Below are 13,383 nucleotides of genomic sequence, written 5' to 3' on the forward strand. Positions count from 1 at the left end.
GCACCACGAGGTGCCCTCCACGGCGATTCACCGTCGCTGAATTTTCACCGCTGGTTCAGGCCTTGCGAATCCACCTGATCAACGGCTCGCCGGTCGGCGCCGGCGTCCGCTCCGGCCCCACGTACGTGAACCCGCACTTCGCGGCGACCGACGCCGACACGACGTTGCTCTCCTCGTGCCGGTAGCTGATCTCCTGCAGCCCGAGCCCGCCGAAGCCGTAGCGGAGGGCCGCGCTGAGCGCCGTGCTCGCCACGCCCTTGCCGCGCTCCGTGGGATGCGTCCAGACGGACGCTTCGGCCGTGTCGAACGTCAGGTCCAGGTCCCGCAACCCGACCTCCCCGAGCAGCCGCCCGGTCGTCGGCTCCGCGACCGCCCACGAGCACCGCTCGTCGCACGACCACTGCGCCGTGCGCAGCGCGATGTACTCGGTGGCTTCGTCGAGCGTTCGCAGCCGGTAGTTCAGCACGTACCGCCGGTGCTCGGGATCGGCGAACGCCTCCATCAGCGCGGCCCGGTCGTCGAGGTGCCGGTCCGCCCGCAGCTGGCGCAGGTAGTACGCGCCCGCGTTGATCTCCACGGGTTCCACGTCACGAGGGTAACCAGAGTCGGGTGCTCAGCGCTTCCGCATGACGGGTGCGCCACTCTGGTCGAGCGGCCGGTTGGACGCGATTTCGGGCCGGCGTCACCGACGGATCGGTCAGAGCAGCCCGCGCCGGTACGCCTCGCCGACGGCGGCCGCGCGGTCGTTCACGCCCAGCTTGGCGTAGACGTGCAGCAGGTGGGTCTTGATGCTGGCCTCGCTGATGAACAGCTGGTTCGCCGCCGCGCGGTTGGTCGCACCGGCCGCGACCAGGCGCAACACGTCGAGTTCGCGGGCAGTCAATGCGCCCGGCGCCGGACGTCGAAGCGGCGCCATCAGGCGCGCAGCCACAGCGGGTGCGAGCACCGACTCGCCGCGGGCGGCGGCGCGCACGGCGTGCTGCAGATCGGCGACGGGCGCGTCCTTCAGCAGGTATCCGGTGGCGCCTGCCTCGATGGCGGGCAGGACGTCGGCCTCGGAGTCGTAGGTGGTGAGGACCAGGACGCGCACCGCGCGGTGCTCGGCGGCGAGCCGGCGGATCGCGCCGACGCCGTCGAGTTCGGGCATGCGCAGGTCCATGAGGACGACGTCGGGGTGGTGGCGTGCGACGAAGGCCAGGGCCTCGACGCCCGTGGCGGCCTCGCCGATCACCTCGATGTCGGCGCAGCCCTCGAACGCGCCGCGCAGGCCGTCGCGGACGATGGGGTGGTCGTCGGTGAGCAGGAGGCGGATCATCGGTCCGCCGGGATGGCCGGGAGCTGCACGTTGACCGCGGTGCCTTCGCCCGGCGCCGATTCGAGCGCGAACGTCCCCGCCACGCGCCGCACGCGCTGGCGCATCGCCTGCAGGCCGAAGCCGGTGCCGTCGCCGCGCTCCGGTGAGGCGGGGTCGAAGCCGGCGCCGTCGTCACGGACGTCGAGGAGCACCACCTCGCCGGCGTAGGTCAAGGAAACGGCGATCCGCGAGGCGCGGGCGTGTTTTTCCGCGTTGGCCAAGGCTTCCTGTGCGACGCGGTACAACGTCACCTCCAGCTCCGGCAGCAGCGGCACGGGTTCACCACTCGTGTGGGCGGTCACGGCGACGCCCGAGGTGCCGGTGGCGCGCCGCGCCAGTTCCGCCAGTGCGTCGGGCAAGCGCGAGTCCGTGAGTGGCTCGGGCCGCAACGCCTGCACGGCGCGGCGGGCCTCCGTGAGGCTGTCCTTGGCGAGCGTGTGGACCTGGCTGAGGTGCCGCTGCCGGGAGTCCGCGGACGAAGCCCGGTCCGCGGCCTGCAGCTGCGTGACGATGCCGGTGAGGCCCTGCGCGAGGGTGTCGTGGATTTCGCGGGCCATGCGCTGGCGTTCGTCGTGCACGCCGGCCTCGCGCGCCTGGGTGAGCAGCTGCGCGTGGAGCCCGGCGTTCTCCTCGAGCGCGGTTTCGAGGCGGGCGTTGGCCTCGGCAAGGGCCGCGTTGGCGCGCCGCCGTTTGTCGTTCTCCGCGCCGACGAACCACGCGGCGTACAGCATCGGCCCGACGACCGAAGCCACGGACACCCACGCCGGCGCCGGCGTGTCCGTGCCCAAGATTTCCTTGGCCAGCAAGGGAATCGCGGCCGTCGCGGTCACGGCGAAGACGCTCCAGCGCGCGGCGAACAGCACGAACGCGATGGGGTAACCAACCGACGCGAAGGCGGTGTACGTGGTGTCGAGCGTCGTCAGGGCGGCCGCCCCGGCGAGCAGCCCGGCGAAGAACCCGACCGCGAGCCACGGGTGCCGCTCCCGTAGCGGGAACAGCGGCACGAGCAACAGCAGCCACGCCGCCGACAGGCCCGCGACGACGAGCGTCACCGTGCCGACGTGGTCACCCGCCGCCCAGATCGTGCACACCGCGAGCACCACGATCCCGATCGCGGCGAACAGCGGCCCGGCCAGCCGCTCCCCGCGCGGGTGCACGGCACCCGGCACCACACCCATCATGGGCGCGATTCTCGCAGCTCGACGCCGCCGCGGGGGTCCACCGTTCGACGCCGGCCTCCACCGATCGGTGGATCAGCGCCGGCGCCAGCCCGTGATCAGCAGGATGGCCAAGGGCAGCGCGAAAACGAGGATGAGCCGCCCGCGCGAGAGCACGAACACCGCGATCGCCACCACCACGGCGATCGGCACGGCGAACCGCAGCGCGAAGCGCATCAACGCGCTGTCGCCGGCGGGGCTCGGGGCAGGCACGGCGGTGGCCCCGGCCCGCGGAATCGCCAGCAGCGCGCTCGGCCGGGGTGAGGGCAGGTCGTCGAAGAGGGGTTCCAGGTCGCTGACCCGCTTGGCGGCCGTGACCTTGGCCGAACGGGTGCCGTATTCGTCGACGTCCAGGCGGCCGGTGCGGACGTGCTCGGAAAGCACGTCCAGCGCGTCCTGGCGTTCCTCGTCGCTCAGCCGCATGTCGGGCACGGGGGCCGCCTCACCAGCGGTCTCGTCGGCGGCGGTCGCGGAACTCGTCGCGAATTTCCCGACGAGCCTCGCGGTGGTCGAGCCGGTGTTCGCGGCGCGCGCGGTCCCGATGGTCGTAGCGGTCGCCGCCGTGGCCCCACAGTGCTCGGCCGATGATGCTGAGCGCGATCGGCGCGATGACCAGCGGCCACGCGGGCAGCGTGCTGGTCGCGATCAGCGCGATGGTCGCGATCCACACCAGCGGCACCAGCGCGGCCACTGCTCGCTGGCCACCGTTCCAGCCGTCCGGCCGGGCCACTGCCGTCTGCGGGGCCGGGGCGGGAACCGGAGGCGCGGCGGGAGCAGCGACGGGCGCCGCGCCGCCGTACACCGGGTGCGGAGCGGGCAGGTCGTCGAACAACCCCGCCAACTCACCCCGCGTCTTGGCCGCGGTGATGCGCGCCGAGCGCTCGCCGTACTCGTCGATGTCGATCCGCCCCGCGCTCATGTGCTCACCGAGCGCATTCAGCGCGGATTCCCGTTCCTGGTCGCTGATCCGCAGTTGCGGAGACGGCACCTCTGTCACACCGATGATGGTATGCCGCCCCGGGCCTGCGGACCCACGACATTCAGCACAACTTCAGTCCTTGAGCTCCAGAAGTTGCGTTCCCTGAGTCACGGCGGCGCCGACCTCGACGGAAAGCCCCGTGACGGTGCCCGCTTTGTGCGCCGTGACCGGGTTTTCCATCTTCATCGCCTCGAGGACCACGATCAGCTCGCCCGCTTCGACGTGCTGGCCTTCCTCCACGGCGATCTTAACGATCGTGCCCTGCATCGGCGCCGTGACGGCGTCGCCACTCACCGCTGCCTTCGCACCGCCCGAGCGCTTGCGCGGCTTGGCCTTCGTGGCCGTCGCCCCGCCGCCCGCGCCTTCGAGCGCGAAGCCGCCCGGCAGCGACACCTCGAGCCGCCGGCCGCCGACCTCGACCACCACGTTCTGCCGCGGCGCTTCTTCCTCGGCCTCGGTGTCGGGTGCGGTGAACGGCTCGATCTTGTTGTCGAACTCGGTCTCGATCCAGCGCGTGTGCACGGAGAAGCCGTTTTCGTCGCCGATGAACGCCGGGTCGTCCACGATCACGCGGTCGAAGGGCAGCACGGTCGCCATGCCCTCCACCACGAACTCGGCCAGCGCGCGCCGGCTGCGCTCGAGGGCGTTGTTGCGGTCGGAACCGGTGACGATCAGCTTCGCGAGCATCGAGTCGAACTGGCCGCCGATCACGCTGCCGGACTCCACGCCGGAGTCGACGCGCACGCCGGGGCCGTTGGGCGAGATGAACTTCGTGACCGTGCCCGGCGCCGGGAGGAAGCCTCGGCCGGCGTCCTCGCCGTTGATGCGGAACTCGATCGAGTGCCCGCGCGGCTCGGGGTCTTCGGTGATGCGCAGCTTCTCACCGCGCGCGATGCGGAACATCTCGCGCACGAGGTCGAGGCCGGTCGTCTCCTCGGAAACGGGGTGTTCCACCTGCAGGCGGGTGTTCACCTCGAGGAAGGAGATGGTGCCGTCGGTGGCCACGAGGTACTCGACGGTGCCGGCGCCGTAGTAACCGGCCTCCTTGCAGATCGCCTTGGCCGAGGAGTGGATCCGGGCGCGCTGGTCGTCGGTGAGGAACGGCGCGGGCGCCTCCTCGACGAGCTTCTGGTGGCGGCGCTGCAGCGAGCAGTCGCGCGTGCCGACCACGATCGCGGTGCCGTGCTGGTCGGCCAGCACCTGCGCCTCGACGTGGCGCGGCTTGTCGAGATAGCGCTCCACGAAGCACTCGCCGCGGCCGAACGCGGCCACCGCCTCGCGCGTCGCGGATTCGAACAGCTCGGGGATTTCCTCGCGCGTACGGGCGACCTTGAGGCCGCGCCCGCCGCCGCCGAACGCCGCCTTGATCGCCACGGGCAGACCGTGCTCGTCGGCGAACGCGATGATCTCGTCGGCGTTCTTCACCGGCTCCTTGGTGCCGGGCACCAGCGGTGCGCCGGCGCGCGTCGCGATGTGCCGCGCGGTCACCTTGTCGCCGAGGTCGCGAATGGACTGTGGGCTGGGGCCGATCCACGTGAGCCCGGCATCCAGTACGGCCTGGGCGAAATCGGCGTTCTCCGACAGGAACCCGTATCCCGGGTGGACGGAGTCGGCGCCGGAACGCTTGGCCACGTCGAGGAGTTTGTCGATGGAGAGGTAGCTCTCGGCGGCGGTCGTGCCGCCCAGCGCGAACGCTTCGTCGGCCAGGCGCACGTGGGGTGCGTCGCGGTCGGGATCGGCGTACACGGCCACACTTTCGAGACCCGCGTCCTTCGCCGCCCTGATCACGCGGACCGCGATCTCACCGCGGTTGGCGACGAGGATCTTGGTCACCGGACCACCCGTGCTCGCGACGTCCTGCTCGGTCACCCGGTACCTCCCGTGAGCTCCACTGCCTGGTGTCCCGGAGTCTACGGACCGCACTACCCGCTGGGATGAGAGCTGGACCACCCGGTGGTTTCGTTATACCCGCGCGGTGTGGCGCAGCTCGACCGGGAGTTCGGAGTCGAGCACGATCACGTCGTAGGGGTTGACCTGGTGGATCTTCGGCAGGTGCTCGGTGTTGATCATGATCCACGGCTGGTGCTCGCCGCAGCAGTCGATCAGCCGGTCGAGCGCGGTGAACGCGACCAGGGCCACGCGGCCGTCGGGGGTGCGGCGCAGCTCGATGTTGGCACCGGTGCCGCCGTCGGTGGTGCCGGAGACCGGTCCGGTCGGCAGGTACAGGGCCGGGGGGAGGTTGGGGTTCGTCACGGGAACAACATAGACGGACACCGTCCGCAAGGTCGCCTACAGTCTCGGATATGCGGACTTCGCCGACCCGGACCCCACGGTCCGCGCTGCTCACGGCGGTGCTCGCCGCCGTGGTGACGGTGGCGGCGCTGGTGGTCGTCGTCGTGCTGCGGCCGAAACCCGACGGTGCGCCCGGCGTTCCGCCCGTGAGCCTGGAGCCGGCGGCGCCCACCACGGCGACCTGCGGCAGCGGTGCGTGCCGCCAGCTGGCCGCGATGACCGTGGGCGGTACCCCGGTCGTGTTGCTCTCCGACGCGTCCGGCGGTTGGGGGCGCGTGCAGGTGGGGCCGCAGCCGGGCACGGAGTTCGAGCTCGCGATCACCACGATGGGGGCGAAGCTCAACGCGCAGTCGTTGCGCTGCATCGCGGGGGAGACGTCGGCGTGCCTCGTGACCGGCGACGTCGGCGGGGGCGACGGCGCGGGTGGGGCGTACGGCGAGCTGCTGATCGGCTCGGGCGGCGTGTGGCGTGACTTCGGGAAGCCCTACTTCGCCGACGCCGGCACGCTTTCGCTGTTCGACGTCAACACCGACGGCCGGCCCGACGTGATCGTCGTGCGGCACGAGTGTCCGGATGCGACACCGGGCACGCCCAAGTGCCAGGCCGCACCGGTGCTCGCCGAGGTCTACCAGCTGAGCGGTACCGAGCTGGGCTGTACTCGGACGGTGGTGTCGCCGTCGGATCTGAGGGGGTGGCCGCAGGTCGAGGTGCGGGCCTCGGAGCTGCGGCCGTGTGCGGACGGCGGCTGAGCTCGGCTGTTGCTGCTTTCGCCGGTGCCCAGCCGCCGTCGGGTTCGTACTAGGCGCTGACGGGTTCGGCCTTGGCCTTGGCGACCGGGGCGTCGCGCACCGTGTCGTCGAGCAGGCCTTCGGCGCGCGCGACGATGGTCGGGACCACGATCTGGCCGGCGACGTTGGTGGCCGTGCGCATCATGTCCATGATCGGGTTCACGGAGTAGATGAGGGCGATGCCCAGCGCCACCTGCTTGGCGTCGAGGCCGATGAACGCCGTGGTGAGCGTGAGCGCCGTGAGCCAGCCCGTGGTGCCCGCGGTGGCGAGCGCGCCGAGCACGGCGACCACGACGATGCCCACGTACTGCCCGATGCTCAGCTGCACACCCGACAGGTTGGCGATGAAGATGGCGCCGATGGCCGGGAAAACGGCCGCGCAACCGTCCATTTTGGTCGCACTGGCGAGCGGGGTGGCGAAGGCGGCGTAGGACGGTGCGACACCCAGGTTCACCGCGGCCTGACGGGTGAGCGGCAGCGTCGCGGCGGAGGACTGCGAGGCGAACGCGAACTGGATCGCCGTGCCGGCCTTGGCGAAGAACGTGGCCGGGCTGATCTTGGCGACGAACCTCAGCAGGATCGGGTAGACGACGAACAGCACCAGCAGGCAGCCGACGTAGACCGCGGCCGTGGTGGACAGCAGCGGGCGGAAGAGGGCATCGCCGTAGTTGGACACGGCCGCGCCGATCAGGCCGGCGATGCCGAGCGGGGCCAGGCGCACGATCCAGCCGAGGTAGCGCTGGATGATCTCGAAGACGCTCGTGGTGAAATCGACGAACGGCTTCGCCTTGTCGCCGAGGCTGTAGGCCGCGGCGCCGATCAGCACGGCGAGGAAGAGCACCTGCAGCGTGTTGCCTTCCGCGAAGGCGGAGAAGAAGTTCTGGGGGAGCAGGCCGTTGATGAAGGCGTCCCAGGAGCCCCAGTCGCTCACGCTCTTCGCGGCCTTGTCGGCGTTCTTCGCCGTGGCCGCGATGCCCGCGCCGAGGCCGCCGGCGCCCGGGTTGAACAGCTTGCCGATCGCGATGCCGATGAGCGACGCGATGAACGACGTGATGGCGAACCACAGCACCGTGCGGCCGCCGAGCCGCGCGGCCGTGCGCCCGCCGCCGAGGCCGCGCAGGCTCGTGATGCCGACCACGATCGCCGTGAAGACCAGCGGGATCACCGCGATCTGCAGCAGCGTCGTGAAGATCGAGCCGATCTGGTGCAGCACTTCGGTGAGTGTGGTGGCGCCCGTCGTCCTGGCGAGAACGCCCAGCAGGGCGCCGACGACGAGCGAACCGATCACGGCGGCCGCGAAGACTCGAGGTTTGGTGTACGCGCGGAGGAAGGACACGAAGCCACCCCAGAGGTCGAAAGTTCCCGTTCAGGCCCGAACCGGGCCGAACATGAACTTTCTTCGATCACTCGGTGGAGTGAAAGTCTTCTCAGGATGTGGGAGCGGTCCAGAGATCCACGACACTCACGCCGACCTCGGTCAGCAGACGGCGTACGAGCGGCAGGCTGAGCCCGATGACACTCGACGGGTCGCCCTCGATGCCCTCGACGAACCAGCCGCCGAGCCCGTCGAGCGTGAACGCGCCCGCCACCTGCAGCGGCTCGCCGGTGGCGATGTAGGCGTCGAGCTCCTCGGCACTGGGCCGTCCGAAGTGGACGGTGGTGCGCTGCGTGCCGGCGGCTTCCTTGGTGCGGTGGCCGTTTTCGACGCGGATGATCGCGTGGCCGGTCAGCAGCTCGCCGGAGTTGCCGGCCATCACCTCCCACCGCCGCCGCGCGACCTCGGGCGTGCCGGGCTTGCCGACCATCTCGCCACCGATCGACAGCATCGAGTCGCACGCCACGATCACCGCGTCGGCGTGGATGCCGGCCACTTCGGCGAACACGGCGTTGCCCTTGGCCGCGGCCAGCGCCATCACCAGCTCGTCGGGCGCCGGATCGGTGAGCGCCGCCGCCACGGCGTCCTCATCGACACCGGACACCACGACGCTCGGCTCAAGACCGGCGGCGCGCAACAACGCGAGACGGGCGGGGGACTGGGAAGCAAGTACGAGACGCACGGGTGAAAGCTACCGCGCGTAGCGAGCGTTGCCGAATTGTGACCTGCAACACCCGACCGTGGAGCTAGTTTGTTGTTGCTCGCAACATATCGACCTCAGCTCGCCTCGACGGTATCAAGGCAGATGCCGGGAAGGGACCACGGTGCCGCATGACGGTCCGGGTGACGGAATCCACGCCGCCGACCAGGCTGCGCTCCGCGTGGTGGTCGCGCCTGCGCGCGCCGAAACACCGCGACCCTGTTCGCGCTGGTGGCACTGAGGTCCTGAAGAGCTCCCCACCCCTTCGCGGCTGACCCTGCCGCCGGCCCGCGCCCCTCGACTTTCTTCTCCCGCGGTAAACGTGCCGCCCCTCGGCCCCGACTCCCGCACCGGCGGCCGAGGGGCAGCACGTCTTTGCACGTCGAGGCCGCGGAGGATTGTTCGGACTGACTGGCCCGCTCGGCCGGATACGGGCGCGGTGGCCCGCAGCTGTCGGCCGCCGCCGGCGTCGCCGGTCCACGCCGCCTTGGGGCCTACTGCCGGCCAACGCTCGTCCGCGGTGGTGCCGCCAGGGACAACCCCGCCGCCGGGTGGCCTCGCGCTTGCTTTGCCGTACCCCAGCCGAGCCTCGTGAGCGCGAGTTGAAGCTCAGGCGCTCACGAGGCTCGCCGTGCCTGTCGGGTCAGGCGGTGACTGGGGTTTCCGAGGTGGTCGGGGTGGTGGGTGTCGGGGCGGGGCGGGGGGTGACGCGGCGCAGGAACGCGGCCGAGACGACGCCCAGGAGCAGCACGGCGATGGGCAGGATCAGGGTGGCGCGGGCGGCGTCGGTGAGGCCGTTGTGGACGGCTTCGGAGGCGAGGCGGCCCGCTTGGGCGGCGACGTCGGCGGGGAGGCCCGGGATGGGCGCGGGGCCGCCGGAGGCGCCGAATTCGCCGGTGGACGCCGCGGCGTGGGCGATGCCGTCGGCGAAGGGCTGGCGGTACTGCTCGGGCAGCTGGGTCGCGGCGGTGGTGGCCTCGTCGGCGATGGAGGCGCTGATGCGGGCCTGCAGGAGCACGCCGATGGCCGCGCTGCCGAGGACGCCGCCGACCTGGCGGGCGGTGTTGAAGATGCCCGACGCGGTGCCGGCGAGCTGGGGCTGCACCGAGGCCATGGTCAGGTTGCTCATCGGCGAGAAGATGCAGCCGATGCCGAGACCGCAGACGAGCAGGGCCGGGATCAGCGCCCACGGGCTGGTGTCCGGGCCGGCCTGCACGGCGATGATGCCGATGCCCAGCGCGAGCAGCGAAAGGCCGCCCATCACGAGGTACTTGCCGTTGATGCGGTCCGACGCGCGGCCCACGAACGGCGCGATGACACCCGACAGCAGCGACATCGGCGCGGTCAGCACACCGGCAAGCGTGGGGCTCAGGCCGAGCACCGTCTGGATGTAGATGATCAGCGGCAGGAACATGCCGGTCATCGTGAAGCCGACGGTGGTGGCCGTGAGCGTGCCCGCGGAGAAGTTGCGGTTGCCGAACACGGCGAGCGGCACGAGCGGTTCGCGGCGGTTGTACTTCTGCCACAGCACAAACGCCACCAGCAGCACCACGCCGGCGCCGATGAACTCGAACACCGTGATGCCGGCGAAGACCGTGCCCCAGTCGTACTGCTGGCCGTTCTGCACACCGAACACCAGGCAGAACAGGCCCGCCGCCGACAGGAAGATGCCGATGAAGTCGAACGCGTGCGCGTGTTTCGGCTGCCAGTCGGGCACGAGCAGCACCGTCAGGACGATGGCGATCACGCCGATCGGTACGTTGACGAAGAAGATCCACTCCCAGCCGAGGTGGTCGACCAGCACGCCGCCCAGCAGCGGGCCCGCAATGGTGGCCAGGCCGGCGACGCCGCCCCACGCGCCCATCGCCGGGCCGCGCTTGGCGGGCGCGAACAGGTGCGTGATGAACGCCAGCGTCTGCGGCGTCATCAGCGCGGCACCGAGGCCCTGCACGGCGCGGGCCGCGATGAGCATCTCGACGCTGCCGGACAGGCCGCACCACAGTGACGCGCCCGTGAACACGATCAGGCCGGCGAGGAACACCCGCTTCGGCCCGAAGCGGTCACCCAGGCGACTGGTGAACAACATCGGCACGGCGTAGGTCAGCAGGTAGACGCTGATCACCCACACCACGGAGTTCAAGCCCGTGTTGAGCTTGCTCAGCATGTTCGGCACGGCGATGGACACGATGGTGGTGTCCAGCAGGATCATGAAGAACCCCAGGCACAACGCGCCCAGCGCGGCCCACGGGTTAGCTTGTCTTGCGTTCATGGTCTTCCTTGGTGATGAGGCTGAGGGAGGGCTTCTCGTCCTGGAACCGGATGCGCCCTGAGGAAAGGTCGGCGTACAGGCGTTCGCACCACTCGAGCTCGAAAACCCGGTGGGCGGCGGCGTAGCGGAAGTCGAGCCAGTAGATCTCCGGGACCGCCTTGTTCCGCACCTTCTCGAACATGACCTGGTCCGCCGCGACGCTCGCGCGCAGCAGCGTGAGGCGGTGCTCCAGCTCGACCAGCGACTTGTCCCGGCCGAGGTCGTCGATGACCGCCAGCCCGCTGAGGAACTCCGGGTACTCCTGGGCGACGTCGCCCAGCATCTCCCGCGCCCGCTGCTCGAACACGTCCCGGCCGGCCGTCGTCATCGCGTACACGGTCCGTTCGGGCCGCCGGCCGTCGCGCTGCGTGTCGACGATCTCGACGAAACCGTTGTGCTGCAACCGTTCCACGGTGTGGTAGAGCGACCCGGCCTTCAGCTTCACGCGCTGGTCCACGTACCGCTCGCGCATGAGCTGAGCCATCTCGTAGGGGTGCATCGGCTTCTCGTGCAGCAGCTCCAGCACGGCCACCCCCAGAGCGGTCAGCTTCGCCGCAACCATGGCTGTTGATCCTTTCGAGTGATCCGGCGTGGTTATTCCGTGTGGACTATACGGTGTTGAGTAGAGGCGGGTCCAGTGCGATTTGCGCTGGTGAGCGCGCTGTCGCGCACGGTGATGGCAAGGCTTGGACCCGATGCCGACACGGTAATCCGCGGCACCGACAAAAACGGCGGTTGCTGTGCGTGACCAGCGGAAACGACGCCGCCCGCCGCCCCCGAGAAGGGATGACGGGCGGGTGGTGCGGCGGATCGGCGCGGGCTGCGGTGCTGCGGTGGGAGGTGGCGCCGGGTGTCTCGGAGGATCGGCGTCTCGCGGTGCCGGGGCGGGTGGCCGTGGCCACCGGGTGCGGCGGTGGCCACGGTTGCCGCGCTGTCGAGGTGGGTGGCCGCGGATCGGCGCGGTTCGCAGTACTGCGGTGCGCGGAGGCGGCGGCCGCAGCGGCTCGGCGGCCTGCCTGGCACCCGGAACGACGCAACCCGTCAGCCAGCCACGTGCTGCAGCTGCTTCCGGGCCTCCCGCGCTCGCTTCCCCCACAGGGAGTACCAGCCGGAGATCCCCGTCCCCACCGTCAGTGCGGCTGCGCTCAGGCCCAGGGACCAGTGCACGCCCACCGCGGCGCCGAGGAGGCCGACGGTGAAGCCGCTGCCGGCGCGCAGGCCGTTGGCGGAAACGTTGTAGACGCCGATCACACGGCCCCGTTCGGCCGGTTTCGCGAGCAGCTGCACCACCGTCTGCCCGATCGACATCGACGCCAGGTTCGCCACGCCGCCGATCACCAGCAGCACCAGGGCGAGTGGGTAGCTCGCGGTCAGGGCGAAGAAGAGGCTCGACAGCCCGTAGATCGCCGTGCTGACCACGGCCGCGAACACGCTCGGTTTGATGCGGCCCGTCGCCTCGAGCAGGATGCCGCCGAGGACGCCGCCGGCGCCGTTGGCGAACAGGAGCACGCCGTAGGCCGTGCCGGCGCTGCCGGCGCTGCCGGCGCCCAGGTCCTGGGCGAAGATCGGCATCGAGCTCTGCAGGGACGCGCCGACGAAGAACGCGCCGAGCCCGGCCAGGATGATCATGCCGACCATCGTCGGGTTCGCGCCGACCTCGCGCAGCACCCGCACCGAGTCGAACAGCCCCACGCGCGGGCGCGCCACGATGCCGCCGTCGCGGGTGTGGCCGGTGAACTTGGTGCGGAACAAGAAGATCGTGAGCGGCAGGTAGAACGCGACGTTCACGAAGATCCCCGCCACCGGCCCCAGCCCGAGCAGCAGCGCCGACCCGACGACCGGGCCGAAGAGGATCCCCAGGCTGCGGAAGGTCGCGTTGAGCCGCACCGCGCTTGGCAGCTCGGCCGGGCCGACGAAGTCGTGCAGCATCAGCTGTTCGCCCGGACCCCACACGGCGCCCGCGACGCCGTGCAAGATCAGCAGCACGCACGCGCTCCAGACCTGCAGCGTGTCGGTGAGGATCAGCACCCCCCACAGCGCCGACACGAGCATGAACAACGCCTGCGCGGCCTGGATGATCCGCCGGCAGTCGTGCCGGTCGGCCAGCCCGCCGAAGTACACCGAGAACAGCAGGAACGGCACCCAGTGGCTGATCACCTCGAAGCCGGTGAGCGCGGGCGAGTGGAACTTCTCCCACAGCACCCAATACGTGATGACGTGCTCGATGTTGTCAGCCATCATCGCCAGCGCCGCGCCGAACAGGTACGGGCGGCAGTCCTTGTTGTACAGCGCGGCGAACTTGCGCGGTGCGGGCGCGACCGGGCTGTCGCCTTCCTCCAGGACGTGCGTCGGCACGCCACACGCGGAACA

The 13,383-nt window shown here is 70.7% G+C and carries 13 protein-coding genes; 1 reads left to right on the forward strand and 12 read right to left on the reverse strand.

Features of this window, described 5'->3' with window-relative positions; translation table 11 throughout:
- Positions 1 to 55 precede the first annotated feature (55 nt).
- From ACQPXB_RS05275 to ACQPXB_RS05305, 7 genes are all read right to left on the reverse strand, one after another.
- Positions 56 to 586 (reverse strand): GNAT family N-acetyltransferase, encoded by a 531-nt coding sequence (locus tag ACQPXB_RS05275; protein WP_364053326.1) that lies wholly within the window; start codon positions 584 to 586, stop codon positions 56 to 58.
- 111 nt (positions 587 to 697) lie between these two features.
- Entirely contained in the window at positions 698 to 1,315 is a 618-nt protein-coding gene (locus ACQPXB_RS05280; protein ID WP_432849810.1) for a response regulator, read from the reverse strand.
- Entirely contained in the window at positions 1,312 to 2,535 is a 1,224-nt protein-coding gene (locus ACQPXB_RS05285) for a sensor histidine kinase (RefSeq protein ID WP_432849812.1), read from the reverse strand. The genes ACQPXB_RS05280 and ACQPXB_RS05285 overlap by 4 nt, the downstream gene beginning before the upstream one ends.
- Positions 2,536 to 2,607: 72 nt before the next feature.
- On the reverse strand, positions 2,608 to 2,994 hold the full coding sequence (locus ACQPXB_RS05290) for a DUF1707 SHOCT-like domain-containing protein (protein ID WP_366575941.1): 387 nt from the start codon (positions 2,992 to 2,994) through the stop codon (positions 2,608 to 2,610).
- A 19-nt stretch (positions 2,995 to 3,013) separates the two neighbouring features.
- Positions 3,014 to 3,568 carry a DUF1707 SHOCT-like domain-containing protein gene (locus ACQPXB_RS05295; RefSeq protein ID WP_366575437.1) on the reverse strand — a complete coding sequence of 185 codons (555 nt, stop codon included), beginning with the start codon at positions 3,566 to 3,568 and terminating at the stop codon, positions 3,014 to 3,016.
- Between the two features lie 54 nt (positions 3,569 to 3,622).
- On the reverse strand, positions 3,623 to 5,419 hold the full coding sequence (locus tag ACQPXB_RS05300) for an acetyl/propionyl/methylcrotonyl-CoA carboxylase subunit alpha (RefSeq protein ID WP_366575435.1): 1,797 nt from the start codon (positions 5,417 to 5,419) through the stop codon (positions 3,623 to 3,625).
- Positions 5,420 to 5,512: 93 nt separating this feature from the next.
- Positions 5,513 to 5,803, reverse strand: a complete 291-nt coding sequence (locus tag ACQPXB_RS05305; protein ID WP_285970436.1) for an SAV_915 family protein — start codon at positions 5,801 to 5,803, stop codon at positions 5,513 to 5,515.
- A gap of 50 nt (positions 5,804 to 5,853) precedes the next feature.
- On the opposite strand from ACQPXB_RS05305, the gene ACQPXB_RS05310 reads away from it, so the two are divergent.
- Positions 5,854 to 6,591 carry a hypothetical protein gene (locus ACQPXB_RS05310; RefSeq protein ID WP_386946578.1) on the forward strand — a complete coding sequence of 246 codons (738 nt, stop codon included), beginning with the start codon at positions 5,854 to 5,856 and terminating at the stop codon, positions 6,589 to 6,591.
- Positions 6,592 to 6,640: 49 nt separating this feature from the next.
- On the opposite strand, the gene ACQPXB_RS05315 is transcribed toward ACQPXB_RS05310, so the two are convergent.
- From ACQPXB_RS05315 to ACQPXB_RS05335, 5 genes are all read right to left on the reverse strand, one after another.
- The gene (locus ACQPXB_RS05315) at positions 6,641 to 7,966 is read right to left on the reverse strand and encodes a dicarboxylate/amino acid:cation symporter (RefSeq protein ID WP_432849816.1); all 1,326 of its coding nucleotides are present in this window, start codon (positions 7,964 to 7,966) and stop codon (positions 6,641 to 6,643) included.
- A gap of 91 nt (positions 7,967 to 8,057) precedes the next feature.
- Entirely contained in the window at positions 8,058 to 8,687 is a 630-nt protein-coding gene (locus ACQPXB_RS05320; protein WP_366575429.1) for a Maf family protein, read from the reverse strand.
- 661 nt (positions 8,688 to 9,348) lie between these two features.
- Positions 9,349 to 10,974, reverse strand: a complete 1,626-nt coding sequence (locus ACQPXB_RS05325) for a DHA2 family efflux MFS transporter permease subunit (protein WP_386946582.1) — start codon at positions 10,972 to 10,974, stop codon at positions 9,349 to 9,351.
- Positions 10,955 to 11,575 (reverse strand): PadR family transcriptional regulator, encoded by a 621-nt coding sequence (locus tag ACQPXB_RS05330; protein ID WP_366575425.1) that lies wholly within the window; start codon positions 11,573 to 11,575, stop codon positions 10,955 to 10,957. Before ACQPXB_RS05330 ends, ACQPXB_RS05325 begins: the two co-directional genes overlap by 20 nt.
- A 479-nt stretch (positions 11,576 to 12,054) precedes the next feature.
- On the reverse strand, positions 12,055 to 13,368 hold the full coding sequence (locus ACQPXB_RS05335; protein WP_432849820.1) for an MFS transporter: 1,314 nt from the start codon (positions 13,366 to 13,368) through the stop codon (positions 12,055 to 12,057).
- Positions 13,369 to 13,383: the final 15 nt, after the last annotated feature.

The sequence above is a fragment of the Amycolatopsis sp. CA-161197 genome, from assembly GCF_050942255.1.
GTDB lineage: Bacteria > Actinomycetota > Actinomycetes > Mycobacteriales > Pseudonocardiaceae > Amycolatopsis.

What these genes read in the sequence shown, in the direction of transcription:
- ACQPXB_RS05280 (WP_432849810.1), bottom strand. Translation starts at nt 1,315, where the DNA reads ATGATCCGCCTCCTGCTCACCGACGACCACCCCATCGTCCGCGACGGC.
- ACQPXB_RS05285 (WP_432849812.1), bottom strand. Translation starts at nt 2,535, where the DNA reads ATGATGGGTGTGGTGCCGGGTGCCGTGCACCCGCGCGGGGAGCGGCTG.
- ACQPXB_RS05290 (WP_366575941.1), bottom strand. Translation starts at nt 2,994, where the DNA reads ATGCGGCTGAGCGACGAGGAACGCCAGGACGCGCTGGACGTGCTTTCC.
- ACQPXB_RS05310 (WP_386946578.1), top strand. Translation starts at nt 5,854, where the DNA reads ATGCGGACTTCGCCGACCCGGACCCCACGGTCCGCGCTGCTCACGGCG.
- ACQPXB_RS05325 (WP_386946582.1), bottom strand. Translation starts at nt 10,974, where the DNA reads ATGAACGCAAGACAAGCTAACCCGTGGGCCGCGCTGGGCGCGTTGTGC.
- ACQPXB_RS05330 (WP_366575425.1), bottom strand. Translation starts at nt 11,575, where the DNA reads ATGGTTGCGGCGAAGCTGACCGCTCTGGGGGTGGCCGTGCTGGAGCTG.